Annotated in this window: 24 protein-coding genes; 11 read left to right on the top strand and 13 right to left on the bottom strand. The window is 65.8% G+C overall.

All coding sequences use genetic code 11. From position 1 onward, the window contains the following. Positions 1-99: 99 nt before the first annotated feature. On the top strand, positions 100-1815 hold the full coding sequence (gene rpsA, locus GWK63_RS11415; RefSeq protein WP_007399571.1) for a 30S ribosomal protein S1: 1716 nt from the start codon (positions 100-102) through the stop codon (positions 1813-1815). A gap of 329 nt (positions 1816-2144) precedes the next feature. On the opposite strand, the gene GWK63_RS11410 is transcribed toward rpsA, so the two are convergent. Further along, positions 2145-4850, bottom strand: coding sequence for a M16 family metallopeptidase (locus GWK63_RS11410; RefSeq protein WP_007399574.1), 2706 nt, complete (start codon positions 4848-4850; stop codon positions 2145-2147). Positions 4851-4924: 74 nt separating this feature from the next. On the opposite strand from GWK63_RS11410, the gene GWK63_RS11405 reads away from it, so the two are divergent. Further along, complete coding sequence (locus GWK63_RS11405) at positions 4925-6097, top strand: serine hydrolase domain-containing protein (protein WP_007399575.1); 1173 nt, start codon at positions 4925-4927, stop codon at positions 6095-6097. A gap of 41 nt (positions 6098-6138) precedes the next feature. Further along, positions 6139-6660, top strand: a complete 522-nt coding sequence (locus GWK63_RS11400) for a hypothetical protein (RefSeq protein ID WP_007399576.1) — start codon at positions 6139-6141, stop codon at positions 6658-6660. 159 nt (positions 6661-6819) lie between these two features. On the opposite strand, the gene GWK63_RS11395 is transcribed toward GWK63_RS11400, so the two are convergent. From GWK63_RS11395 to GWK63_RS11360, 8 genes are all read right to left on the bottom strand, one after another. Then, positions 6820-6999: a DUF1674 domain-containing protein gene (locus tag GWK63_RS11395; RefSeq protein ID WP_034933256.1), complete on the bottom strand. Its 180-nt coding sequence runs from the start codon at positions 6997-6999 to the stop codon at positions 6820-6822. Between the two features lie 84 nt (positions 7000-7083). Further along, positions 7084-7806: a c-type cytochrome biogenesis protein CcmI gene (ccmI, locus tag GWK63_RS11390; protein ID WP_007399578.1), complete on the bottom strand. Its 723-nt coding sequence runs from the start codon at positions 7804-7806 to the stop codon at positions 7084-7086. Between the two features lies 1 nt (position 7807). Continuing rightward, positions 7808-8296 carry a cytochrome c-type biogenesis protein gene (locus GWK63_RS11385; RefSeq protein ID WP_007399579.1) on the bottom strand — a complete coding sequence of 163 codons (489 nt, stop codon included), beginning with the start codon at positions 8294-8296 and terminating at the stop codon, positions 7808-7810. Continuing rightward, positions 8293-8865 (bottom strand): DsbE family thiol:disulfide interchange protein, encoded by a 573-nt coding sequence (locus GWK63_RS11380; RefSeq protein WP_034933248.1) that lies wholly within the window; start codon positions 8863-8865, stop codon positions 8293-8295. Before GWK63_RS11380 ends, GWK63_RS11385 begins: the two co-directional genes overlap by 4 nt. Further along, positions 8862-10841 carry a heme lyase CcmF/NrfE family subunit gene (locus GWK63_RS11375; protein ID WP_007399581.1) on the bottom strand — a complete coding sequence of 660 codons (1980 nt, stop codon included), beginning with the start codon at positions 10839-10841 and terminating at the stop codon, positions 8862-8864. The genes GWK63_RS11380 and GWK63_RS11375 overlap by 4 nt, the downstream gene beginning before the upstream one ends. 8 nt (positions 10842-10849) lie before the next feature. Further along, positions 10850-11383, bottom strand: a complete 534-nt coding sequence (gene ccmE, locus GWK63_RS11370; protein WP_007399582.1) for a cytochrome c maturation protein CcmE — start codon at positions 11381-11383, stop codon at positions 10850-10852. Continuing rightward, positions 11380-11526, bottom strand: a complete 147-nt coding sequence (locus tag GWK63_RS11365) for a heme exporter protein CcmD (RefSeq protein WP_007399583.1) — start codon at positions 11524-11526, stop codon at positions 11380-11382. The genes ccmE and GWK63_RS11365 overlap by 4 nt, the downstream gene beginning before the upstream one ends. Then, positions 11523-12329, bottom strand: a complete 807-nt coding sequence (locus GWK63_RS11360; protein ID WP_007399584.1) for a heme ABC transporter permease — start codon at positions 12327-12329, stop codon at positions 11523-11525. The genes GWK63_RS11365 and GWK63_RS11360 overlap by 4 nt, the downstream gene beginning before the upstream one ends. Before the next feature lie 178 nt (positions 12330-12507). On the opposite strand from GWK63_RS11360, the gene GWK63_RS11355 reads away from it, so the two are divergent. The 3 genes from GWK63_RS11355 (at position 12508) to GWK63_RS11345 (ending at position 14253) form a co-directional block, all read left to right on the top strand. Beyond that, positions 12508-12801, top strand: a complete 294-nt coding sequence (locus tag GWK63_RS11355; RefSeq protein ID WP_007399585.1) for a YciI family protein — start codon at positions 12508-12510, stop codon at positions 12799-12801. 10 nt (positions 12802-12811) lie between these two features. Continuing rightward, positions 12812-13225, top strand: a complete 414-nt coding sequence (locus GWK63_RS11350; protein WP_039999589.1) for an EVE domain-containing protein — start codon at positions 12812-12814, stop codon at positions 13223-13225. Positions 13226-13404: 179 nt separating this feature from the next. Further along, positions 13405-14253, top strand: a complete 849-nt coding sequence (locus GWK63_RS11345; RefSeq protein WP_007399588.1) for an EcsC family protein — start codon at positions 13405-13407, stop codon at positions 14251-14253. Between the two features lie 118 nt (positions 14254-14371). Here the strand turns inward: GWK63_RS11345 and GWK63_RS11340 are convergent, their stop codons facing one another. Then, a complete protein-coding gene (locus GWK63_RS11340; protein ID WP_007399589.1) occupies positions 14372-14560 on the bottom strand; it encodes a hypothetical protein in 189 nt (62 codons plus the stop codon). Positions 14561-14583: 23 nt separating this feature from the next. After that, the gene (locus GWK63_RS11335; RefSeq protein WP_007399590.1) at positions 14584-15558 is read right to left on the bottom strand and encodes a 2-hydroxyacid dehydrogenase; all 975 of its coding nucleotides are present in this window, start codon (positions 15556-15558) and stop codon (positions 14584-14586) included. An 83-nt stretch (positions 15559-15641) separates the two neighbouring features. Here GWK63_RS11335 and aat point away from each other — a divergent pair, with 83 nt between their 5' ends. From aat to GWK63_RS11315, 4 genes are all read left to right on the top strand, one after another. Beyond that, positions 15642-16304 (top strand): leucyl/phenylalanyl-tRNA--protein transferase, encoded by a 663-nt coding sequence (gene aat / locus GWK63_RS11330; protein WP_050800776.1) that lies wholly within the window; start codon positions 15642-15644, stop codon positions 16302-16304. Positions 16305-16371: 67 nt separating this feature from the next. Then, positions 16372-17052 (top strand): hypothetical protein, encoded by a 681-nt coding sequence (locus GWK63_RS11325; protein WP_034933416.1) that lies wholly within the window; start codon positions 16372-16374, stop codon positions 17050-17052. 47 nt (positions 17053-17099) lie between these two features. After that, positions 17100-17708, top strand: a complete 609-nt coding sequence (locus tag GWK63_RS11320; RefSeq protein ID WP_039999591.1) for a hypothetical protein — start codon at positions 17100-17102, stop codon at positions 17706-17708. A 127-nt stretch (positions 17709-17835) separates the two neighbouring features. Further along, positions 17836-18141: a hypothetical protein gene (locus GWK63_RS11315; protein WP_007399594.1), complete on the top strand. Its 306-nt coding sequence runs from the start codon at positions 17836-17838 to the stop codon at positions 18139-18141. On the opposite strand, the gene GWK63_RS11310 is transcribed toward GWK63_RS11315, so the two are convergent. Next, positions 18142-18654 (bottom strand): peroxiredoxin, encoded by a 513-nt coding sequence (locus tag GWK63_RS11310; RefSeq protein ID WP_007399595.1) that lies wholly within the window; start codon positions 18652-18654, stop codon positions 18142-18144. It abuts the gene before it with no gap. A 123-nt stretch (positions 18655-18777) separates the two neighbouring features. Then, a complete protein-coding gene (locus GWK63_RS11305; RefSeq protein ID WP_172459723.1) occupies positions 18778-21804 on the bottom strand; it encodes a bifunctional [glutamine synthetase] adenylyltransferase/[glutamine synthetase]-adenylyl-L-tyrosine phosphorylase in 3027 nt (1008 codons plus the stop codon). 65 nt (positions 21805-21869) lie between these two features. Between GWK63_RS11305 and GWK63_RS11300 the strand changes: the two genes are divergently transcribed. After that, the gene (locus GWK63_RS11300; RefSeq protein WP_039999594.1) at positions 21870-25193 is read left to right on the top strand and encodes an AsmA-like C-terminal region-containing protein; all 3324 of its coding nucleotides are present in this window, start codon (positions 21870-21872) and stop codon (positions 25191-25193) included. The last annotated feature ends 41 nt before the right edge of the window (positions 25194-25234 follow it).

Genomic DNA, 25234 nt, shown 5'->3' with positions numbered 1-25234 from the left:
GCCGTTCCCATGGCCGCGTGCATGCGGGCAGGCGGGGGCGCAGGATTGTCCACATTCGCCCGCGTGGTGACATGTGGTTACAGGATTTACGAGTAGCTCATGGCTTCAGCCACAACACAGCCCGTCGCCGACCATAAGGGTGGCGAGGACTTTGCCGCCCTTCTTGAGGAAACCCTCGGTCGGGATTCCGCCTTTGACGGTTCCGTTGTCACGGGTCGCGTCGTCCGCCTGACGGATGAATTCGCGATCGTCGATGTCGGCCTGAAAAGCGAAGGGCGCGTCGCCCTTAAGGAATTCGGCCCGCCGGGTGTTACCCCCGATGTCAAGCCGGGTGATGTTATCGAACTGTTCGTCGAGCGGTACGAAGATCGTGACGGGTCCATCGTCCTGTCGCGTGAGAAGGCCCGCCGCGAGGAAGCCTGGTCGAACCTGGAAAAGGCGTTCGAAAGCAACCAGCGCGTCAACGGCACTATCTATGGCCGCGTCAAGGGTGGCTTCACGGTCGACCTCGGCGGTGCGATGGCCTTCCTGCCCGGCTCACAGGTCGATATCCGCCCCGTGCGCGATGTCACCCCGCTGATGGGCGTGCCCCAGCCCTTCCAGATCCTGAAGATGGACCGCGCGCGCGGCAACATCGTCGTCTCGCGTCGCGCCGTGCTGGAAGAAACCCGTGCGGAACAGCGCAGCGAGCTGATCCAGGGCCTGAAGGAAGGCATGATCCTTGACGGCGTGGTCAAGAACATCACCGATTACGGTGCGTTCGTGGACCTGGGCGGCGTCGATGGCCTGCTGCATGTGACCGATATCGCATGGAAGCGCATCAACCATCCGTCCGAAGCGCTGCAGATCGGCCAGCCGGTCCGCGTGCAGGTCATCCGCTTCAACCCCGACACGCAGCGCATCTCGCTGGGCATGAAGCAGCTTGAGGCCGACCCGTGGGAGAACGTGGCGATCAAGTACCCGCCGGGTGCCCGCTACACCGGTCGCGTCACGAATATCACCGATTACGGTGCATTCGTGGAGCTGGAGCCGGGCGTCGAGGGTCTGGTGCACGTGTCCGAAATGTCCTGGACGAAGAAGAACGTCCATCCGGGCAAGATCGTCGCCACTTCGCAGGAAGTCGATGTGATGGTCCTGGATGTGGACAGCGCGAAGCGCCGCATCTCGCTGGGCCTGAAGCAGGTGCAGCGCAACCCGTGGGAGCAGTTCGCCGAGGAACACAAGGTTGGTTCCGTGGTGGAAGGCGAGATCCGCAACATCACCGAGTTCGGCCTGTTCATCGGTCTGTCCGCCGACATCGATGGCATGGTTCACATGTCCGACCTGTCGTGGGACGAGCCGGGCGAAGTCGCCATGAGCCATTACGAAAAGGGCCAGGTCGTGAAGGCCAAGGTTCTGGACGTGGATGTGGAGAAGGAGCGCATCTCGCTCGGTATCAAGCAGCTGCATGAAGATCCGGCCGCCGATACCCTGAGCAAGGTGCAGAAGGGCGCTGTCGTGACCTGCATCGTGACCGCCGTTCAGTCGAACGGCATCGAGGTGAAGGTTGACGATGTGCTGACCGGCTTCATCCGCCGTGCGGAACTGGCACGCGACAAGGCCGACCAGCGTCCGGAGCGTTTCGCCGTTGGTGAGCGCGTCGATGCGAAGGTTGTCTCGGTTGACCGTGCGGCCCGCAAGCTGGCCCTGACCATCCGTGGCCGTGAGGTCGAGGAAGACAAGCAGGCGATCTCCGACTACGGTTCGTCCGACAGCGGTGCGTCGCTGGGTGATATCCTGGGTGCCGCGATCCGTCGCCGTAACGCCGAGGGCTGATCCCGCGTCATGGCCCGGTCCGCCTGTGCGGACCGGACCCTGCGTGAAAGGGGGCGGAGCAGGAATGCACCGCCCTTTTTTATTGGATTGCGCAAGGTCTGGCACCGCCCCATGGACCATGCCGTGCCGGAACAACAGATCCTGTATGTCGGATGGACGTGATGGGCTGCTCTTTTGCACGGGGCAGGGAAGCAGCGTGCGGTGCTTGTGAACCGTCCAGCAGATCAAGAAAATTTTTTGGTGAAGCTGTTTTCAAAAAGCTGCAAGGAATACCGCCTTTCTGAAAAAAGGCGGCACCCAAAAACTTTTATTATTTAAAAGATATCCTGCTACGGCGCAGTGGCGGGCCCCTTGATGATGGTGGCCAGATCGGCCGGGCGGACCCATTTGCGGAAGGCATCGCGGATGGCGATGGCATCCATCGTATAATAGGCCTGTGCCGCGATATCGTTCTGGTTGAGGGGCAGGCCAAGATTGCTGAAATGCAGGTAACTCTCGGCAATCGTGTCAAGGCTGGCCGATTGCAGGCTCAGGCTGCGCAGCAGGCCGGCGCGTGCCATTGTCAGTTCATCCTCGCTGACAGGTTCGGTCTGCATGGTGATCAGGTCATGCACGGCGGCGTTTCGCGCGGCGGCGACCTTGTCCGGGTCCGCCCCGAAGGAAATGCTGTAGGCGCTGCGATGGCGCTTCCATGTCAGGTGGCTGCGCACGGTATAGACATAGCCGGTGCGCACCCGCAGGTCGCGGTACAGGCGCGAGGAGAAGCCCGACCCGAGGATTTCATTGCCCAGGTTGAGGGCGAAATGCTCCGGGTCATCAACCGTTATGCCCAGGCTTTCAGGCAGCGACACGGTCGCCTGCATGCTGGAGGGATCTGGCACATGTGTAACGCGTGCGCGGCTGTCCGGCCGGGGCGGCAGGTCGACCAGCGGCGTGGGGCCAATGGCCTGCCACGGGCCAAAGGCGCGGGCAATCGCCCGGTAGGCGGCATCGGGGGTTATGTCGCCCGTGATGACGATGGTGGTCAGGTCCGGGCGGTAGGCGGCCCCCCAGAAGGCACGGCAGTCCGCCAGTGTCAGCTTCATGACCTGTGCCGGGCTGGCCTGCCGCAGCGAGGGATCGCCCGGCGGGGACACGGCCGCCTGCAGCGCGCGGCCAAACAGGTAGTCGGGCGAATGCAGCAGGCCGGACAGGGAGGCGGCGGTATTGGCGCGCACCACCCTGAACGCCGCTTCGGGCAGGGAAGGGTGCAGTTCGTTTTCCGCCAGCAGGGCCAGGCCCCGTTCAAAATCCGGGGTCAGGACGTTCAGGCTGAATTCGGCCCCGGCGCTTTCGGTGGCGGCAATGTCGTCCAGTGCCTTCTGCAATCCGATCCGGTCATGGGTGGTGCTGCCGTAATGGAACAGCTCGTCGGTAATGTCGGCAATGCCTTCCTTGCCGGGTGGTTCCTCCATGTCCTCGTTCTGGCGGATGATGCCATACAGGTTGATGGTATGGCTGACGGCGGCGGGGCGCACGATCAGCTTCAGGCCGTTGGGCAGGGTGAAGGTCGTGGGCCGTACGGCGGGCACCGGGGGGCGGATGCTACGCAGGCTGGCATTGGCCCAGTCGGGCAGGCTGACAGGATGGTCGGGTATGCTGGCAAAGGATTCGGAACCGCCGAATCCCTTGCCGGCCGCCGTATGGCCGCCATCGCGCGGGGTCAGGATGGCGGTAACGGACTGCTGCGGGTCCAGCACCTGCCGGGCCAGGCGGTTGACATCTTCCGGTGTGACGGAAGCGAAGGCGGCCGCCTCGTCATCGGGTGATTGCAGGCCCATGATGGCCAGGGCTTCGGACCAGCTTTCCGCAAGGCCCGCAATGCTGTTGGCGGCAAAGCCAAGCTGGGCCAGTTCCTTGCGCTTGGCGGCATCGACCAGATCGGCGGGTACGCCGTTTTCACGCAGGCCACGCAGGATGTCCTGCATCCGTGCCTGAAGGGGGCCGGGCGCGCTGCCTTTGGGGAAGGCGGCAATGGCAATGCCGATGCCGGCATCCGCCTTGGTAATGAAGTCAAAGCTGGCCAGCAGCGCATGGCCCTGTGGCACCAGTTCATACAGGGCACCACGCTGGCTGGACAGCACATCGGACAGGATGCGTGCCGTGGCGAAGTCATGGCTGTTCTGTCCCGGCATGCGGCTGGCTATGGCCATCAGCCCCATCGGGTAGTCGGTCGGGAAATGCAGGGTCTGCGCATGGAGCGGGCCGGGGCGGATTTCGGGGCGCGGGGGCAGCCTGCGGGCGGGAATGGCGGCAAAGGCCGACCTGACAAGGGCCAGCGTGCGGGCGGGGTCCACATCGCCGGTAATGACCAGTATGGCGTTGTTGGGGGCATACCAGTCCCGGTAGAACCGGCGCAGCAGGGTGGTATCCGTCCTGTCAAACGACGGGCGCGTGCCCAGCGCATCATGTTCGTAGGGCGTTCCGGCAAACAGGATGGACTGCAGCCGCGACAGGTAGACATAGCCGGGGCTGGACATATCGCGTGAGACTTCCTGCTCGATCGCTCCGCGTTCATGCGCCCAGTCATCCGCCGCCAGTGTCAGGCCGTCCATCCGCAGGGCTTCGATGTGCAGCAGCACATCCAGGTTTTCGGCCGGGGCGGTGTAGAAGAACTGCGTCACGTTTTCCGTCGTGTCGGCATTGTAGCTGCCGCCCAGTCGCGCGCCGATGGCGGCAAGCTGGTCACGGTCCAGCCCGCTGCTGCCCCGGAACATCATGTGTTCCAGCGCGTGTGCCGTGCCGGGAAAGCCCGCCGGCGCCGCGGCCGAACCGGCAAGGTAGTTGATTTCGGTGCTGACCACCGGCGCCAGCCGGTCCGGCACGATCACCACCCGCAGCCCGTTGGGTAACGTGGCGCGCAGCGGCATGTCGGGCTGGATCTGTACCGTCGCGGGCGTTGCGGCCCGGGCGGGGACTGCCTGGCCGGATTGCAGGCAGCCTGCACATAACAGGAAGGAGAGGGGGAATGTCTTGCGGAACAGGCGTGCTATCATGGCGGCAAGATTACGCTGCTTTATGTGTGTCGGCCAGTTCGGCCGCCCGTAATGGTGCCAGAAAGGATGGAAACATGTCTGTTGCCCAACCGGATACCGCGCGCATGACGGAGCGTGTCCGCCATGTCATGGAGACCGCCGTGCAGACAGGCCGGCTGGTCGGGGCAGTGGTGCTGGTGGCGGTGGACGGCCAGCCCGTGGTGACCGAGGCCGTGGGGCTGGCGGACCGGGAACGGGGCCTGCCCATGCGGGCTGATACCGTCTTCCGCCTGGCTTCGCTGACCAAGCCGGTGGTGACCGCCGCAGCCCTTGCCCTGGCCGAGCAGGGGCTGCTGGACCTGCATGCCCCGGTTACCCGTTACCTGCCGGATTTCAGCCCGGCCCTGCCCGATGGTGGCGCGGCGGTCATCACGCCGCATCAGCTGCTGACCCATACCAGCGGGCTGACCTATGGCTTTTCCTTCCCCCGGGATGACAATCCCTATACCCGCGCCGGTGTATCGGACGGCATTGCGGAGCCCGGCGTTTCACTGGCCGACAATCTGGCCCGCCTGGCCACGACCCGGCTGGTGTTCGCACCGGGCCGGGGATGGAGCTATTCGCTGGGGCTGGATGTGATGGGGGGTGTGATTGAAAAAATAACCGGCCAGCCCCTGCCGGATGTGGTCCGGCAGCATGTGGGTGCCCCGCTGGGCTGGCGGCAGACCGGATTCGCGCCGCCCGCGCGTGACAATCTGGCCGCGTGTTATGCCGATGCCCGGCCCATGCCGCTGCTCATGGGGGAGACCTACGTGCTGCCCCGCCAGCTGCCCGGTGGCGGGGTCGGGGAAATCCGCTTCGCACCCGACCGGGTCTTCAATCCGGCCTCCTATCCCTCTGGTGGTGCGGGCATGGTGGGCACGGCAGGGGAATTCCTCGCCTTTCTTGAAGCGCTCCGGCAGGGGGGTGAGGGGCTGCTGGCTCCTGCCTCCGCTGCCCTGTTCGGTCGCAATGCGATTGGCGATGTGGACATGGGGCCGCTTGCACGCGGGCGGCGCTTTGGCTACGGGGGGGCGGTCATAACCGATCCCGTTGCCGCGCGCACGCCACTCAGCCCCGGCAGTTTTACATGGGGGGGTGTGTACGGGCACCAGTGGGTGGTGGACCGGGCACGCGGGATAAGCATTGTCATGCTCAGCAATACCGCGCTGGCCGGGATGGCAGGCAGCTACCCCGATGCGGTTGTCGCCGCCGTGTATGGTGGATAACACTACGGACCACGAGGGGTGTGAGGAGACCGGGAACAGTCATGTCATTTGGTGAACGCGTCAACCAGTTCGATTCCTGGCTGCTGGACCGGATTTTCCAGCCTTTTGCCGATGCCCTGCCCGATCGCCTGACGGCGATGGAAATGGGCATGAGTTTTCAGGTCGGCTCGATCGTGCTCTCGGCGGCGTCCATATCCGCCCTGCTGGTGCTGGAAGGGATGACACTGGACAATGTGATCACCAACCTGCTGGGCTGGTTTTTCGAGGTCATATTCTATATCGGCATCCACCGCCTGCGCAGGCTGGTCAGGCCGGGGTACCAGAATCCGCTGCGCCTCATGCTGGCGGGCATGCGGCCCATTTCCATCCCGTTTGCAGGATATGCGGTCTATCAGGCCGTCACGGCGGAGCGGGCCTATGAACTGGCGCTGTGGTTCAATTCCCTCTCGCAGCTTGTATTCGTGGCCGGGATCTATCTCATCTCGTGCAACATTCCGCCGCCGGGGCACCGGGCGCGCCAGACCAGCTTTGGCCGTGGGCCGCTTCCCAACGAGATTGGCTGAAGCGGCCTGAAAAGCCTGCCCGGATAACATCCAGCCATCACAAGAAAGTCCTTGGTGAAGCTTTTTTCAAAAAGCTTCGAAAAACACCGCCTTTTTGAAAAAAGGCGGCACCCGAGGACTTTTATCATCTTTCATCGGCGTTTTTGTGAAAATGCCGGATCAGAAATCCACGCACCGTCCCTTGACCGTCCAGTCCCCGTAGCGCGTCGGTTCCGGCCCCTTGGGGCCGCCACGCTCATCAGGTTCGGCGGGCTGTTTCAGCAATGCGGCTTCCTTGGCCGCTTCATCCTGCGCTGTATCAGCCGCAGGGGCGGGGGCGGGGGTCTTGTCCTTGCTCATGAAGCCAGTTTCCGCCCAAGGACAGGAAACTGGCAAGCCCCAAAACCCGTGCGGGCGCATGGGTAGCGCGTTGTTGATGGGCCGTTACTGGTGCTCGGACTGGGCAATGCGCTGCTGCACCGTCATGCGCCACGGGGCATCTGGCGGGGCTGCGTCCAGCGCACGGCGGTACAGATCGGCGGTTTCAGGCGAGATATGGCCGCCATCGGCCATCATCTGCGCTTCCGCCGCGCGGGCGGCCACTTCCGGCTCGAACTTTTGGGCAATTGCCTCACGCCATGCCTGGGCTGCGGCAGCGTAATGGTCGCGCCCCGCTTCCGCCTGGCCCAGCAGCACATACCCCTGGAACAGGCTGGGATCACCCGGTGGAATCAGTTTGAGCTGGTCACGCAGCCGGTCGATGATCGCGTCATTGCGGTGGTCTTCCTGCTTGAGGGCCGCAAGGCGCGGGGCCAGCGGCTGGGCTGGAAGCTGCGGGTGCCCCACGGTCAGGTACAGCGCCACGGCCGCGACCGGCAGGCCAAACAGCGCCGCCATTATGGCCATGGTGGAGGAGGAGCGGCCCGCCCTTTCGGCGGGCAGCAGGTCAACACCCAGCAGGCGGCGCTGGATTTCCAGCCGTGCGCTGTCATGCTCGGATGGCGCGATCATGCCCTCGGTCAGGTCACGCTCCAGTTCGGCAAGCTGGGCCTGATGCAGGACAAGGGCGGTTTCGCGTTCATCGCGCAGCAGCGTGGTGCGGCGGAACGACAGCAGCGCGGGCAGCAGCGCAATCACGCCAAGTAGGCAGATACCAATCCAGATCATGTCACTCTCGGCGTGTTTCGGTCAGGTCTGACAGGCGGCGGCGCTCTTCATCACTCAGCGGTGCCGGGGTGGGGGCGCGTGGCCTGCGGAAGGTCCACCACGCAACGCCAATGCCAATGCACAGGGCCAGCAGCGGCATGATCCACAGCAGCAGCGTGCCTATGGTCAGCGGTGGTCTGAGGCGGATGAAATTGCCGTAGCGGCTGACCATCCACGCCATGATCTGCTGGTTGCTTTCCCCCTTGGCCACATGTTCGCGCACCACATGGCGCAGGTCACGGGCCAGGTCGGCGCTGCTGTCCTCGATCGATTCGTTCTGGCAGACAAGGCAGCGCAACTGGGCGCCAATGGCCTCGGCACGCTGTTCCTGTGCCGGATCGGGCAGCATTTCGGACGGGTCATCCACCGCCATGGCCATAAACGGGGCGAACAGCAGGCAGGCCAGCAGGGCCAGCACGCCGCCACGGCGCGGGAACGGGTTCTTCATCATGACTTCAGGCTGTCCGCCAGCGGCATGATCGTGCGGGTGATCATGGTTTCGGTAATGGGGGAGGCGGTATGCCAGCGGATCACGCCGCCGGGGCCGATCAGGAAGGTTTCCGGCACGCCGGACACGCCCCAGTCAATGGCCGCCAGCCCGTCCCGGTCGGCGGCGATGCGGGCATAGGGGTTGCCTGCGCGCTGCACGAAACCTAGCGCGTGTTCAGGCCTGTCCTTGTACGCAATGCCCCATATGGGCAGTTTTTCCTTCAGCGCGTTGAGCACCGGCATTTCGGCCACGCAGGGTATGCACCAGGATGCAAAATAGTTCACCAGCACCGGCGCCTTGAGCGCGCGCAGGTCCTGCGCGGAAAAACCGCTGCCCGGTGCCTGGTCGGGCAGGGCGAAGTCGGGCACGGGGCGGTTCAGCGCCGGGGCATGGATGTCATGCGGGTCGAACGAGCCTTTTGTCATGCCCGACAGCATGCGCCAGAAGCCCACGCCCACACCGCCCGCCACAACCAGCGGGGCGGCCATGAGCAGGCGGCGGCGGGTGGGAGAGGGAGGCTGCCCGCTCATTGTACCACCACCACATCAACCGTTTTCGCCCGGCGCGGCGCGCCCACGCGCACCCGCCGGTCGGACAGTGAAAGCGCGCCGCCAAACGCCATGATCAGCCCGCCCAGCCACATCCACGGCGCCAGCGGGTTGTAATGCAGGCGCAGCACATAGGTCGGGTTGGCGTCATCGCCATGCCTGTCACCCAGCACGCCGTAAATATCCGCCAGCAGGTTGGTATGGATCGCCACTTCCGTCGTGGTCTGGTGCTGGCTGGCAAAGGTGCGCTTGGAGGGGTGCAGCGTGGTGATCAGGCGGCCATTGTGGCGGACCTCGATGGTGGCGACCAGCGCACTGTAGTTGGGGCCTTCCGCCGGATGCACGTCCGTGAGCGTCCAGCTGTCACCGGCCAGCATCTCGCTCTGGCCCACATGCACCTCCACAATCCGGTGCGCGGCCTGTGACATGCCGGCAATGCCCAGCACCACAATGCCCACGCCCGCATGCGCAAGGGCCGCGCCAAACACCGCGCGCGGCAGGCTGCGCGCGCGCTGCCAGCTATAGGCCAGCGGCTGGCGGAACAGGCGCAGGCGTTCGGCAATATCGGCCAGGCTGGAGCAGATCACCCATACCGCCGTGGCCGTGGCCAGCACCGGCAGGATGTCCCGCATCCGGACCGTGGCGAGTACAAGTGCCACCAGCGCCACACAGGCCGCCCACCACAGACGCCGCAGCACCGGCCACATCTGCGCGCGCTTCCACGGCACCATGGGGCCGAACCCCATGAATACCATAAGCGGTATGGCCAGCGGGATGGTGGTTGCATCAAAGAAAGGCTTGCCGACCGAAATCGTCTTGCCGAACAGAAGCGACATGAAGGGGGGGTACATCGTGCCCGTCAGCACCACCGCGCAGATGGAGCACAGCAGGATGTTGTTGAGCACCAGCAGCCCTTCACGCGAGACGGGGGCAAACAGCCCGCCCGTGGTCAGTTGCGGCGCGCGGATGGCGAACAGCAGCAGCGAGCCACCAATGACAAGTGCCAGCAGCCCGAGGATGAACACGCCACGCGCCGGGTCATTGGCAAAGGCATGCACGGAATTGAGAATGCCCGAACGCACAAGGAACGTGCCCGAAAGCGAGAACGAGAACGTACCGATGGCCAGCAGCACGGTCCAGATCTTCAGCGCCTCGCGCTTTTCCACCACGATTGCCGAATGCACCAGCGCCGTGCCCGTCAGCCACGGGATCAGGGATGCGTTCTCCACCGGGTCCCAGAACCAGTAGCCACCCCAGCCCAGTACATAATACGACCACCACGACCCCATGGCGATGCCACAGGTCAGGAAGCACCATGCCGCCACCGCCCACGGGCGCACCCAGCGGCCCCATGCGGCATCGACCCTTCCTTCGATCAGGGCGGCGATGGCAAAGGCGAAGGGAACGGCAAAACCGACATAGCCGGTGTAGAGAATGGGCGGATGGAAGGCGAGGCCGGGGTCCTGCAGCAGCGGGTTCATGCCCTGGCCATCCAGCGGGGCAGGCCACACGCGGGCAAACGGGTTGGAGGTGGTGAGGCAGAACAGTTCGAACCCCGCCGCAACCCCGCCCAGTACCGCAATCACGCGCGCCTGCAGCGCGGAAGGCAGGTTACGCCCGAACAGGGCCACCGCGCCACCACATATGGACAGGATCATCGCCCAGAGCAGCACCGAGCCCTCATGGTTGCCCCATACGCCGGTGATCTTGTACAGCAGCGGCTTGCTGACAGCACTGTTGGCCGCCACGTTCTGCACCGAAAAATCGTTGGTGATGGCGGCATGGATCAGGCAGGCGAATGACGTGATCAGGGCCAGCATCTGCCCCACCGCCAGCGCGGGCGCCAGTGCCATCAGGCGCGCATCACGCCGGTTCGCGCCAATCAGGGGCAGGATCGCCTGTCCGGCGGCCATGCAGCATGCCAGCGCCAGGGCAAAATTTCCAAGTTCCGGGTTCATCGCGGATGTCAGTTTCCGTCAGGTGTCTGGGTGGCCGGTTTCTTCGGGGTGTCGGCCGCCGTCATGGTGTTCCAGCTTGCCGCATCCGGCGCCTTGCCAAAGCGCGGGTCCCACTTGCCGCTGCGGCGCAGTTCCTCGGCCACTTCCTTGGGCATGTAGGTCTCGTCATGCTTGGCCAGCACCTCACTGGCGCGGAAGGTACCATCGGGGTTGACGGTACCGACCGCCACCACGCTCTGCCCCTCGCGGAACAGGTCGGGCAGGATGCCTTCGTAGCGCACGGTCACGGCGGCCTGGCCGTCGGTCACGTCAAACAGGTTGACCGGCGTGTCCTTCACCTTTTCACGGTGCACGCTGCCCGCCACCACCATGCCGCCCAGGCGGATGGTGCGGTCGGCCGGTGGCGGCTTGGCGTGGACCTGCGAGGGCGCCATGAAGAACACGATATTGGAGGAAAAGGCATTAAGGGTGAGGGCGGCGGCGGAACCAAGTCCGATCATGCACGCCACGACCAGCCACAGGCGTCGGCTCTTGCGTGTCATGACGGCTGGCGGGTCCGGGGCTGTTCAATCGCGGCCAGGCGCTTGCGTGCCTGGCGCAGGCGGAAGGTTGCGTTGATGGACAGGATGGCGGCCACGCCAAGTGTCAGGCCATAGGCCGCGGCAATATAAGGCAGGTGGGTCATGCGGGGGCACTATCGGTGGTGGGGGTGGGCTGGGCGGCGGACTGGCGGCCACGGCTGGCGGCCAGAATGGTGCGGATACGGCTTTCCATGACCGAGGCACGCAGGCGCGCCAGCACGATGGCGCCAAACCCGAGCGTGAAGCCCAGCGTGGTCAGCCCCAGCGGCCACAGCATGGAGGTGGACATGGTCGGCGCCCCCGTAACCGTGATGCTGTCAGGCTGGTGCAGCGTGTTCCACCACTGTACGCTGAACTTGATGATGGGCAGGTCGATCGCACCGGCCAGCCCCAGTATGGCGGCGGCGCGGTAGCCGCGCTGCGGCTCGTCAAACGCACGGATCAGCGCGATATGGCCCAGATACAGGAAGAACAGCACCAGCACCGATGTCAGCCGCGCATCCCATACCCACCATGTGCCCCACATGGGTTTGCCCCACAGCGATCCGGTGGCCAGGCATACGGCGGTGATGGCAGCGCCCACCGGCCCGATTTCCACCGCCGCCAGATCGGCCAGCGGGTGGCGCCACACCAGTGACAGCAGCGAGCAGACAGCCAGACCCATATAGCCCGACGATGCCAGCCATGCGGTGGGCACATGCACGTACATGATGCGCACGCTGTCGCCCTGCTGCCAGTCGGCGGGGGAGAAGAACAGCCCCCACACGATTCCGGCCACCGACAGGACAAGCGCGGGCCATGTCAGCCATGGCTGCAGCTTCGCCCCCATGCGCAGGAAACGGCCCGGGTTGGCATAACGATGAAAAAGGTTACCGGTGCGTGCGGTAAGGCTCTGCGTTGCGTTCAAGGTTGATCCATCCGTGCCGGGGGCACCTGTCCCTGCAATGAAAGGGGTCAATGAAAATTTCCGCCATCACCCATGCGTGGCTGGGGGCTGACGATTTCCTGCTCTACACTATCGCGTTAAAAAAGACACGGCCAGTCCTGTCCCGTCATGGTACGGTCCCGCCACAAGAGGAGAAAACATGCTGTTTGCGATCATTTGTACCGACAAGCCCGCCAGCCTTGAAACCCGCAAGGCAACGCGTGAGCGGCACCTGGCCTATCTGGAGCGGTGGAAGCAGCACGTGGTGCATGGCGGCCCGCTGCTGGACGCGGAAAACCGCCCCTGCGGCAGCCTGCTGGTGGTGGACGTGGCCGACCGCGCCGCGGCGGAAGGCTTTGCCGTGGAGGACCCGTACGCCAAGGTTGATCTGTTCGAGAGCGTGGTGATCCGTCCGTTCCGTTCAGTTTTTCGTGATAGCCTGCGGGTGGAGTAGGAAACCGGTCATGGCGTACTGGCTGATCAAGTCCGAGCCGGATGCCTTTTCATGGGCCGAGCAGGTGGAAAACGGCGTGGAGCCATGGACCGGCGTGCGCAACCATCAGGCAAAGAAGAATCTGGCGGCCATGCGGGTGGGAGACCGGGCCTTCTTCTACCACTCCAACGTGGGGCGTGAGATCGTGGGGGTGGTCGAGGTGGTGCGCGCAGCCTATCCCGACCCTACGGCGCAGGCCGGGCAGTGGGTCTGTGTGGACGTGCGCGCCATAGGCCCCATGCCGCAGCCGGTTACGCTGGCTGCGATCAAGGCCGATCCGGCGCTGGCGGATCTGGCGCTGGTGCGGCAGTCCCGCCTGTCGGTGGTGCCGGTGTCGGATGCGCACTGGGCGCATCTGTGCCGCATGGGCGGCTGGAACAGCTAGGGCAGGCCAGCGTTTCATGCCTGCCGCCATGGTGATGCGCATTGCCAGAAGGCGGCCATGGTGCTGAAACGGTTGGCACTGCCGCATGGGCGTAGCGGCCGGCCCCTGACTGCGCGCGTTGCGGGCACGTGGCGGGACCGGCCCGTATTCTTACGGAAGATCAGGCGAAAGGCATTGTAATGAGTGCAGGGTCCGCGAACGAACTGGCACCGCTGACGCTGGACAGCGCGTGTATTGATGAACTCCAGCAGGCGCTGGAACGCGTCGAGGCCGGGCGCGGCGTGCTGGTACGCCTGGCGGACCTGATGGGTGGCGCCGTGGGGCAGGCGGCCATGCTGGGCATGCGCACGCTGGGGCTGGCCCCCGCGCTGCAGGCCCGCCTGCAATCCGCGACCGAAACCGCCATCAGGCGCGCATTCGACATCGCGGTGCTGGGCATGGACCGCCCGCGGGATATTTCGGTCACGGCGGGGACCCCCACATGGCGGGAGCCCGCACTCAGGGCGGCCGTGACCGTATCGGGGGCCGTAGGCGGGTTTACCGGACTGCCTGGCCTGATTGCGGATGTCGGCTTCACCACGCTTGCCATCATGCGCGAGATCGCGCGCATCGCGCGTGAGCAGGGGGAGGACCTGTCACAGGAGGAAGCGCGCGCCGCATGCCTGGAGGTTTTCGCCCTGCGTGCCTTCCCCTTTGGCGGCCCTAAGGGGCAGGGACAGGGGGAAGATAACGAACTGGGCTATTTTTCCGCCCGTGCCATGCTGCGTGGCCGCCCGGTCGTGATGCTGGTGAGTGAGGTCGCGACCCATTACGGGCTGGGCCTGTCGCGCAAATTCGCCCTGCAGATGATGCCGGTGGCGGGCGCGCTGTGTGGGGCGTCGCTCAACGCGGCATTCCTGTCGCATTATCGCGCGGTGGCGCAGGCGCATTTCACCATCCGCAGGCTGGAGCGGGAATACGGGCCGGAAGTACGCCGTACCGCCGCCGACCTGAAGGCCCATGCCGCCAGTCAGGCCAGCGAGAGTTAAGGGACTGTCTGGAAGCAGATGGTTGATAAGAAAAAGTAAAAGTTTTTGGTTGCCGCCTTTTTGAAAAAGGCTTCACCAAAAACTTTTGCTGATCCATTTCCCGTTCCGGTGGCAGGGGTCAGCCCTGCCGCTGCCCGGACGCGGCATCGGCCTTCAGCGTGAGGCGGACCTCGATCAGCCCCGCCACCAGCGCGAAGACGCAGTAGAACGCCAGCAATGTCTCCCATATTCCATGGAAACGGGGTGCTACCGTTTCCAGCAGGAGGGCGATCAGCGCAAAAATCACGAATATGCCCGGTAGTCCCATGGTTTTCTCCCTGTTGTCCGGATTCAGGCCCTGACGGGGGTGGGCGGGTGCCTGCCGCCAAGCACGGCTTCCACATTATCCACGGCCAGCATGCCCATGTCGGTCCGGGTCTCGGTCGTGGCGCTGCCTACATGCGGGGTCAGGAAGACATTGGGCAGTTCCAGGAATCGCGGGTCCGGGTTCGGTTCGTTGCGGTACACGTCCAGACCCGCCGCGGCAAGCTGGCCGCTGCGCAGCGCGTCGATCAGCGCATCCTCATCCACCAGCGCGCCACGGGCGGCATTGATGAAGATGGCGCCGCGCGGCAGGCGGGCCAGCAGGCCGGCGTTGATCATGCCGTCCGTCTCGGGTGATGCGGGCAGGTGCAGGCTCAGGATATCGCAATGCGGCAGCATGTCGGCCAGCGTGCCGAAATAGGTCGCACCCGCTTCCTGCGCGGCTGGCAGGCGGCGGCGGTTGGAATACAGTATTTCCATATCGAAGCCACGCGCGCGACGGGCCACCGCGCGACCGATGCGGCCCATGCCGACAATACCCAGCCGCTTGCCGCTCATGCGCGTGCCCAGCAGTTCGTCCATGGCCAGTGACCGCCCCCAGCCCCCGCGCATGAGCGTGGTATATTCCCCCGCCCGCCGGGCGGCCGCCAGCATGAGCAGGATGGCCATGTCCGCATTGCAGTCCGTCAGCACATCGGGGGTGTTGGTGACAATAATGCCGCGTGCGTGCAGGGCGGGAATATCCAGGTGGTCGGTGCCCACGCTTACGGTCGCCACCACCTTCACGCAGTCGGGTAGCTGTTTTACATCATCACCCTGTAGCGGCAGGCCGGTTGATGTCATGATGGCATCAGGCTGGAAGGCGCGCGCGGCATCCAGCAGTTCGCGCGTTGTCAGCCTGTGTTCGGGCGTGCCGGATATGGTAAAGCTGTGCGTGATGCGCTGCATGACCGCCGGGGTCTGGCGCTGGGTCAGCAGCAGGCGGGGACGGATATCGGACATATGGGGTATTTTCTCCTGATGAACGCGGGCATGCCGTGGTCCGTTATGGCCACAGGAGCATGCGAGAGGGTTATCCCAAGAACATGACGGGTCAAGACACGGTTCCCATCACGCCGGAGCTTATGCTGCGCGCTTACCGCATCGGCCTGTTCCCCATGGCGCCCGATGCCCGTTCGGACACGCTGGAATGGTTCTGCCCCGAAATGCGCGGCATCCTGCCGCTTGACGGTTTTCATGTCCCGCGCAGGCTCATGCGTACCGTGCTGTCGTCGCGTTTTGTCGTGGCGACCGATCAGGATTTCCCCGCCATCATGGATGGCTGCGCCGAACCCGCGCCGGGGCGTGAGAGCACATGGATCAATCCGCGCATCCGCAGCCTGTTCTGCCAGCTGCATGCCATGGGCCATGCCCATAGCGTGGAGGTGCGCCACGAAGGCCGGCTGGTGGGCGGGCTGTATGGCGTGGCCATCGGGCGCGCCTTTTTTGGGGAGAGCATGTTCAGCCGCCAGCGCGATGCGTCCAAGGTGGCGCTGGTCCATCTGGTGGCCCGGCTGCGGCTGGGTGGGTTCACCCTGCTTGATACCCAGTTCGGCACCGGTCATCTGGCCGGGTTCGGCGGGATCGAAATCCCGGCACGCGCCTATCTGCACGCGCTGGAACAGGCGGTGGAGCAGGCGGCCACATGGGTGGGCAACGGGCAGGACACGGTGGTGGAGGCCGCGATCCGCGCCCTGCGCGGAACATGACGCACCCATGCGGTTGACAGGGCGGTCCATGCGGGCTTCCGTCTGGGCAGATGAAGGGAAAGACGTGATGAAGCATGCAACGCCCCGCCCGCGATACAGGCGGGCATGGACGGGCGCAGGATTACTGGGGGTGGCGACGTTTGCGGCGGCCGTGACGGCAGGGGGCGGCCCGCGGCCCGCCCGCGCGCAGGATGCCCCGGGCGTTCATCCCCCGCTTACCCCCACACGGGATGTGCAGGTGGATTACAACGTCCAGCCCGATGGCGTGCCCGAACCCAAGGCCGTGCGTACATGGTTCGCCTATAATGGCGGGCTGATGCGAATCGACAGCCCGCAGGGCATGGGCGAGACGATCCTCAACCGCATGAGCCGCCAGGTCACCATCATCATCAACCCGCAGAAGGTCTACAGCCAGCTTGATGCGCGTTACGGCATCCGCAACCCCTTCCTGCTGGACCTGTCCATGTCCTTTGTCCGCAAGGGGGCATCGAGTGTGGCGGGTGTTGCCTGCACGCAGTGGGATGTCACGACAGACCAGGGCAACGCCACCGCCTGCGTGACGGAGGATGGCGTGGTGCTGCAGGAAATAGGCGTGGATGGTGACGGGCTGAAGGGTAAGCTGGAAGCGACGAAAGTCGTGTACGGCCCCATACCGGACAGCATGTTCCAGCCGCCGGAAGGCTACCGCAAGGTTGAGCCGCCCCCGCCGCCCGGCACCCCCGCCGGCAGGGACGCGAAGGGCGGATGAGGCCCCGCCGCCCGTTTTTCCAAGGCCCGTTTGAAGGATTGCATGAAGTGACACGACTGGCCCATGGCCTCCGCCGGACCGTAATGATGGGTGCCCTGCTGCTGGCGGGGCCGGGCTATGCCCATGCCGCCGATGGCGCGGCCCCCGATACCCAGACCCCGTATGTCACGCCGCAGAATGATGTGGATGTCAGCTACGCCATCTATCCCCCGCATGACACGAGTGCGGTCATGACGCAGCGCATGCGCTGGTCAGCCGGTACCATGATGCAGCGTGTCGATCCGGGCAATGCGGCAACCTACATGATCACCGACTACCATGCGGGCACGCTGACGGTGGTGAACGCCGACCAGAAGGTCAAGACCGTCATCCCCGCGCCCGGCGCGGCCAATGTGGCGATGGGCCAGCGCGCGCAGGGCAACTGGCTGCGCACCGGCGTGTCAAACGTCGTGGGCACGCCGTGCACCCTGTGGCAGACGCAGGATACCGACCAGCGCCCCAGCGAGATCTGTTACACCGATGACGGCGTGATGATGGAGGTCAGGCGCGATGGCAAGGTCATGGTAGAAGCGACATCCATCACCCGCGATCCCCAGCCCGCCAGCGTGTTTGCCGTGCCAGCGGGGCTGAAGGAACTGCACGCCGCCCATCCGTAACGGCCCGGTCCGCTTTGTGGCACGAAAAGGGCGCAACCTGCCCGTAAATCGCCACTGCGTTCCTGTTTAAGGGAGTCCGGCGGGGCGGCTTCTCCCGCCTGAGCGATACAGGAGCGCAGACAGGGTTATGAAAAACATACGAAGCATCGCAGCGGGTCTTGTGGTTCTCGCCGGGGTGGCCGGGGCCGTGCCACAGGCCCATGCCCATGGGCGCGGTGGCCCGGGTGATGCGTTTGTGGGTGGTCTGGTGGGCGGCATCGTGGGCGGGGTTGTCGGCGGTGCCATGATGGATGCCTACGGGCCGCCACCCCCGCCGCCGCCGGTCTATTACCGTCCCGCGCCGCCGGTGGTCTATTACGGGCCGCCTCCGCCCCCGCCGCCGGTCATGGCCTACGGCCCCTATGGGGGCGGCCCGGTGCGTCCGTATTACTGATTACGCCTGATGACCCGTTCCCGCCTGTAGCAGCAGGGTCGCAATGGCCTTGCGCACGGCGGTGACGTGGTTCGTCACCTTGACCTTGCGCCAGGCCTGGAGCAGGTGCCCGGTGGCATCGACCAGGAAGGTCGCGCGCTCGATCCCCATGTATTTGCGGCCGTACATCGATTTTTCCACCCATACGCCATAGGCTTCGGTCACATGGCCATCGCCGTCGGAGGCGAGGGGGAAGGTCAGGCCATGATCGGCCGCGAATTTTTCCAGCGCGGGCATCCCGTCACGCGATACCCCGATTACGCTGATGCCCTCCTTCTGCAGGTCGGCCAGTGCGGCCTCGAATTCGCACGCTTCCTTCGTGCAGCCCGATGTACTGGCCTTGGGATAGAAATACAGCACGAAGGGCTGCCCGCGCAGGCTGCCCAGGCTGACCCTGCGGCCACCGCTCGCGGCCATGTCGAAATCGGGAACCGCGCTGCCGGGTTCGGGAAAGGGGGGAGAAACCTTGCTCATGACCTGCCTTGCTGATCTGGCTGCCTGCGTCGCGCGTTGCCACAACGCGCGCAGGGGGCCGGGGTTTGTTGTGGCGCGTGATCATGCAACGCTTCCGTGCATGAGGGAACCGGGCCTGTCGCGCTATGGTTCGGGCGTATCGGCAATGGGCGGGACCAGGCGGTCGAATATGGCCGTGACAGCGGCAGCCATCCGGTCCATGCGCCGCAGCAGGGCGGCGGCGTCGGGCACATTGAACTCCCCGGTCAGGATTTCAAGGCTGGCGGCGGGTATGGTCTCTGGTATGTCCCGGCCGCAGATGATGCGGATCAGCCCCTGCAACGTCCGCCAGAACAGGTCGGCGCGGCGCAGCATGCCGGCATCATGCGCATCCATCTCGCCCGCGCGCGCCATGCGCAGCAGCGCCAGGCGCGTGGACGGACTGCGCGTGGCGGGCACGGCCGCCAGCAGCTGCAGCCCCTGTGCCACGAATTCCACATCCATCAGCCCGCCCCGGCGGCGCTTGATGTCCCACGGGCCGGAGGCGGGGCGTTCGCGCGCCAGGCGTTCGCGCATGTGGCGCACATCATGCAGGACCCGGGCGCGCGCCGGCGCGGTGGCATGGGGCCCCTCATCCAGCGCATGGGCGATTGCCGCGCGCAGTGCCCCCGCAAGCCGGGGCGGGCCTGCCACCACGCGGGCGCGGGTCAGGGCCATGCGTTCCCATGTCCAGGCCGATTCCGCATGGTAGCGGCGGAAGGCGGAAAGCGAGACCGCGACCGGTCCCTTGGAACCCGAGGGCCGCAGCCGCATGTCCACCTCGTACAGCGGTCCTTCCCGCCCCGGCGCGGTCAGTGCCGCGACAAAGGCATGGGCCAGGCGCACGTAATAGGTTCCGGCGGAAAGCGGGCGCGGCGGGATGCCATCGGCCGGGACCGATGCCGGGACCACGCTTTCCCCCGCATCGTCGGGGTGGTCGAACACCAGCATGAGGTCAAGGTCCGAGCACGGCATCATTTCATGCGATCCCGCCTTGCCCAGCGCCACGACCGCCATGGCCCCGCCGGGCACGCTGCCATGGCGGCGCCTGTGTTCGCGCGTGACCACCGCCAGCAGCCCGCGCATGACCGTGTCCGCCATGGCGGTGCGCGCACGGGCGGCGCGGTCCTCGCCCATGCGGTGTTCAAGACGGGCGACGGACAGGCGGAACTCTTCCCCGCAGACCAGCCCGCGCAGCACCGGCAGCACCTGCTCGGCCGTGCCGGCACCGGCCACATGCCGCCGCACCAGCGCGGTTGCGGTGCCCAGCGCGCCGGGGCCGTCCTCCATGTCCAGCAGCCCGTCCAGCGCGGAAGGGGTCTGCGCCAGATGGTCGGCCAGGAAGGGCGCGCAGTCGAGTACGGTCATGATGCGGTGGATCAGGACTGGGTTGCGTTCCAGCAGCGACAGGAACTGCACCCCCGCCCACTGCCGTTCCAGCAGGGCGTCAAAGCGGCGCAGTACCGCCAGCGGCTGCTGGCGGCTGCCGATCTCGGCCATGAGGGTGGGCAGGAGCCGGCGCAGCAGCTTGCGCGCGCGGTCCGAGCGCAGGGCGCGCAGGCGGTTGCCCTCCCAGCGGTTGAGGATGACGAGCGCATCATTGATGTCGCCTGCGGCGAAGCCGTGTCCGCGCAGGCGGTCGGCGGCATCGGCGTCCTCGGGGGCGATGGTCTGGTCCTCGGTGCCGCCTTCGGCGAACTGCTGGTCGAATATCCGCCGCGAGCGCTGCATGACCGCCAGCATGCCGCTGGCCAGTTCCCCCGGCACCGCTGCCAGCATGAAGGTGGCGAAGCGGGCGAATCCGTCCACAGTGTCGGGCAGGCTGTGGGTCTGGTGGTCCATGCGCATCTGCAGGCGGTGTTCGGCCTGCCGCAGCATGCGGTAATTGCGGGCCAGTATTGCGGACTGGGCACGTTCCAGCAGTCCCGCCCGCCGCAGCCGCCGCAATGCGCCCAGCGTGGTGGGGTCGCGCAGTTCGGGCCGCCTGCCGCCCCAGACAAGCTGCAGCGCCTGGGCCACGAACTCCACTTCGCGTATGCCGCCCTGGCCCAGCTTGACGTTCTGGCCCAGAAGCCATGCCGTGGCCGCGGCCGGATCACGGATGCGTTCGGGCGGCAGGCTGTCCAGATCGGCATGACCTGCGTTACGATGGCGGTCGATGCGGGCCTTCATGTCATGCAGGTCGTCGATTACCGCGAAATCCAGATGGCGGCGCCAGACGAACGGATGAATGCTTTTGAGGAAACGGCGCCCCGCCGTAATGTCACCCGCCACGGGGCGGGCCTTGGTCATGGCGGCGCGTTCCCATGTCCGGCCCATGCTTTCGTAGTACTGGATGGCGGCGGGAAAGGATACGGCGGCCGGTGTGGCGGATGGGTCCGGCCGCAGCCGCAGGTCCATGCGGAAAACGTAACCATTTGCATCTCGCGCTTCCATAAGGGTGACAAGATCGCTAGTCATGCGCACAAAGGTATGTCGCAGCCCCTCGTTACCGGGGTGGCGGTCCGGGTCGTACAGCACGATCAGGTCTATGTCCGAGGAGTAGTTCAGTTCCCGCGCGCCCAGCTTCCCCATCGCCAGAACCACGAAGCCGCTGCCCCGGCACGGGTTTTCGGGGTTGCGCAGCCGCAGCCGTCCCGTCTCGTGCGCATGCAGCAGCAGATGCCTGACCGCGGCCCCCAGCGCGTTTTCCGCCAGCTCGCTCAGGGCAAGCGTTACCTGTTCCAGCGTCCACGCGCCGCCTATGTCGGCCAGTGCGATGGCCAGGGCCGCCTGCCGCTTGGCTATGCGCAGATCTGCCATGATCCGGGCGCGGGGCATGGCGGGCGGCAGGGCTTCCAGCCCGTCCAGGATGCGGCGCGTGCAGGACTCCGCCCCCTCCGTCAGCAGGGCAAGGAACGCTGTGATGTCACGCTGCGCCAGGTCTGCCAGATAGGGGGCGTTGCCCCCCAGCGCATCGATCAGCGGGGCCGCGCCGGGCAGGGTGGTGACATCGGGCAGCCCCGCGCGGGCACAGGCCGCCGCCAGATGTTCATGCAGTATGGCCGCCCCCCGTCCATCTGCCGGAAGGGGCCAGGTGCATCCCTGCCACGACGGGTGCAGCACGGGGGAAGGCGGTATGGGCTGATCCATGGAAAGGGGTCCGGTAAAAGACTGGAAAGCCACGCAGACCTGCGCGATGGCGTAGCGTGGACGGCATGACGGAAGCCGGTCAACCCTCTACCCCGCCCCACCCCGCCCCCAGCCGCGTGCGCCGCGCGGTACTGGCGGGGGGCAGGGTGGTGATCTGGCTGGTGCTGCTGTGCATCACGCTGCCCGCCGTGCTGCTGCTGGTGCTGACGGTACGGCTTTCCGCAGGCCCGCTGGACATCACGCCCGCCGTCAGGCTGCTCATGCCCATTCCCGTGGCGCACGGGCTGAAACATGAGGATATTATCGGCGGCCTGTCGGCGGGGCATGTACGCATGGGCTGGAACGCGCTGCATGAAGGGCTGCGCGCACCGCTGGTGATATGGGTGGAGGACGTTGCCATCCGCCGCCGCAATGGCGAGATGGCGGACACGCTGCGACGCGGGCGCATCACCATTGACAGTCCGGCGCTGGCGCACGGGCGGGTGCGCATCCTGGAACTGTCGGCCTCGCACGGGCGGCTGCGTTTCGCGCGCAACCGGGAGGGCAAGTTCGGCCTCGATCTGGGGCCGGATACGCCCTACCCCTCGCTCAGGCCGCAGGAACCGCCGCCGGTGGATCTGGACGGGCTGCGCCAGGCGATCGTGTCCGACACGCATGTCACCTTTACCGACCGCAGGAGCGGGCGCACCTGGCGGCTGGGCGAGGCCGATGCCCGGCTGAAGATCGTAACCGATTCCGGCCAGAAGGGCATTACGGGTGATGTCCGGCTGGGGCTGGAGGGCAATGGCGAACGGCTGGTGCTGCATGGCACGGGCGAACATAGCGGCCCGCGACAGGTGGACTGGACCGTGGGGCTGGACCCGATCAGCCCCGCGGCCTTTGCGCCGGGACAGAAGGAAGTCGCCCCCCTGGACCTGCCGGTGGGGGGCAGCCTGCATGTATCTTTCCGTGATGGCGGGCGGGACATGCCCTTTCTCATGCCGCGTGATTTCAGCGTGCATCTGGAAGCAGGCAATGGCCAGGTCACCACGCGCAAGGCGGGGCAGTACCTGGTGGGGCAGGGCAGTGCCGACCTGGTGGGTGCGCTGGGCGCGGGACCGGCCACGGCGCCGCTGGATGGCCCGCTGCATGTAACGCTGAACAATTTCATGCTGCACCTGCGCGTGCCCGGCCACGCGGCGGATGACGATACGGGGCCGACGCTGGAGGCGAAGGCGGAACTCAAATCCACATCCGTATTCAACCCCAAGGCGGCGCAGGTGAACGTGGCGGCGCGTGCGCAGGCGCTGGATTTCGCATCGCTGGGGGATTTCTGGCCGCCGCGCGCCATGAAGGGCGCGCGGCGCTGGGTCACGCAGAACATCCCGCAGGGCCGCGTGCGCCAGTTCCAGATCAACATGGGGCTGGACAGCCATACGGGCTGGGGCGGGCTTGACCTGGTCTCGCTGGGCGGCACCATCGATGCCGATGACATGGAACTGCACTGGCTGCGCCCCATTGCACCCCTGCATGACATGGATGCCCATCTTACTTTCGATGGTCCGGACCAGATCATGATCCGCTTCGGCCATGCCTACCAGCTTGTAGATCTGGCGGACCGGCATGTGGATGCCACCGGTACCGGGCGGATCGAGGTCGGTCCCGGCTCCATGCTCATTACCGGCCTGAATCAAAAGGTGCAGGTGGGCGACATCAACACCACCCTGCTGGGCAATGCGCGCGATGTGCTGGCCCTTCTGGCCGAGCCACGGCTCAATGTGCTTTCGCGCCATCCCATGTCGTTTACCCACCCTGCCGGGCGGGCCAATGTGTCGCTGCACATTGCCCTGCCGCTTGATGCGCATGTGCGGCTGGACCAGATCGACCTGCGCAGCCATACCGACCTGGGTGGGGTGCATCTGGGCAATGTGGTGGTGGGCAGGCCGCTTGATAACGGCAATCTTGGCATCGACGCCACGACCAATGGCCTGCTGCTGCAGGGCACGGGCGTGCTGGCGGGCATTCCCTCCAGCGTGATCTACACCATGGATTTCCGCAGCGGGCCAATGGTCCATGCGGTGGAAAGCGCCAGCCTGCAGGGTCATGTAACCCCCGAAGGGGTGCGGCGCGCGGGCTTCGAGATGGGGGAACATTTCTCCGGCAATGCCCTGCTGAATGTGGATTACGACCGGTATGTGGGGGGCAGGGCGCAGGTTGATATCGACCTGGACCTGGACCGCGCGGCGCTGGCCATTCCCATCTGGTCCAAGAAGGTGGGGCAGGAGGCCAATGCCTCTGTCGAACTGCAACTGGACCACGGGCAGATCGCGGCGATCGAGAACATCCGTGCCGTGGGCCCGGACCTGCTGATCGATGGCCATGCCGAAACCGCGTCGGGCATGGCGCGCAGGCTGATCCTGCGCGGGTTCCGCGTCGGGCGGTCGGTGGGCAACGCCTCCGTCATGCTGCCCCAGCACGAAAGGGACCCCATCGGGGTCAATGTCGCGGCACAGGTGCTGGACCTCTCGCCGCTGGTCTCGTTCCAGACCGCGCCCGATCCCGCGGCCGCGGCCCGAGCGGCCGGCCATCAGGGCGGCAGCGGCTATCACATACCCGAAATGGCCACCGGCCGCGTCAGCAGCCCGCCCGGACGGCGGTGGGACCTGAATGTTGATGCCCAGACCCTGTATTACGGCCCGACCGACACGCTGACCAACGTGCACAGCCATCTGGAAACCAACGGCACGCGGCTGACGCGCGGCGTGCTGACGGTTGAAGGCCCGGTTGCCGCGACCGCCCACCTGACGCCGCAGGCCAGCAGCCGCGTGCTGGACGTGCATGTGGCAAGCCTGGGCGACCTGCTGCGGGATATGAAGGTGACCGACGAGATGCAGGGCGGCGTGACCGACATCAACGGCAGTTTTGATGACAGCACGCCGTCGGCCCCCTTTACGGGCAAGGTCACCATGGGGCCGTTCAAGCTGCGTAACGTGCCCGCCGTGGTCAGGCTGGCCAACAATGCCTCGATCTATGGCTGGCTGCGCGCGCCGCATGCGCCGGGCATGCAGATCGAGCAGCTTGCCGCCCCCGTCACGATGGATGAGGGCACGATCCACATTGCCGACGGGCTGGTCAGCAATGCCTCGCTGGGGGCAACCGTTTCAGGCGACGTGAACCTGGAGAAGAAGACGCTCAACCTGGATGGCACCATCATCCCCGCCTTTGCGGTCAATGCGGCACCGGGGCATCTGCCGGGCCTGCTGGGCTGGCTGTTCAGTCCCGAAAAGAATGGCGGCGTGGTATCGGCCACCTATCAGGTGACCGGGCCGATGGGCAACCCGGCGGTGCATGTGAACCCCTATGCCATGCTGCTGCCCGGCTTCCTGCGCAATGTCATGCACATCCATTAAAAGGCGTTTTTGCTGAAGCCGTGTGTGGAAAGCTTCGTGGC

This window comes from Komagataeibacter rhaeticus, assembly GCF_011611525.1.
In the GTDB taxonomy this organism is placed as follows: domain Bacteria; phylum Pseudomonadota; class Alphaproteobacteria; order Acetobacterales; family Acetobacteraceae; genus Komagataeibacter; species Komagataeibacter rhaeticus.
The sequence above is the reverse complement of the archived record's forward strand: the minus strand, read 5'-3'. Positions and strand labels throughout refer to the sequence as shown.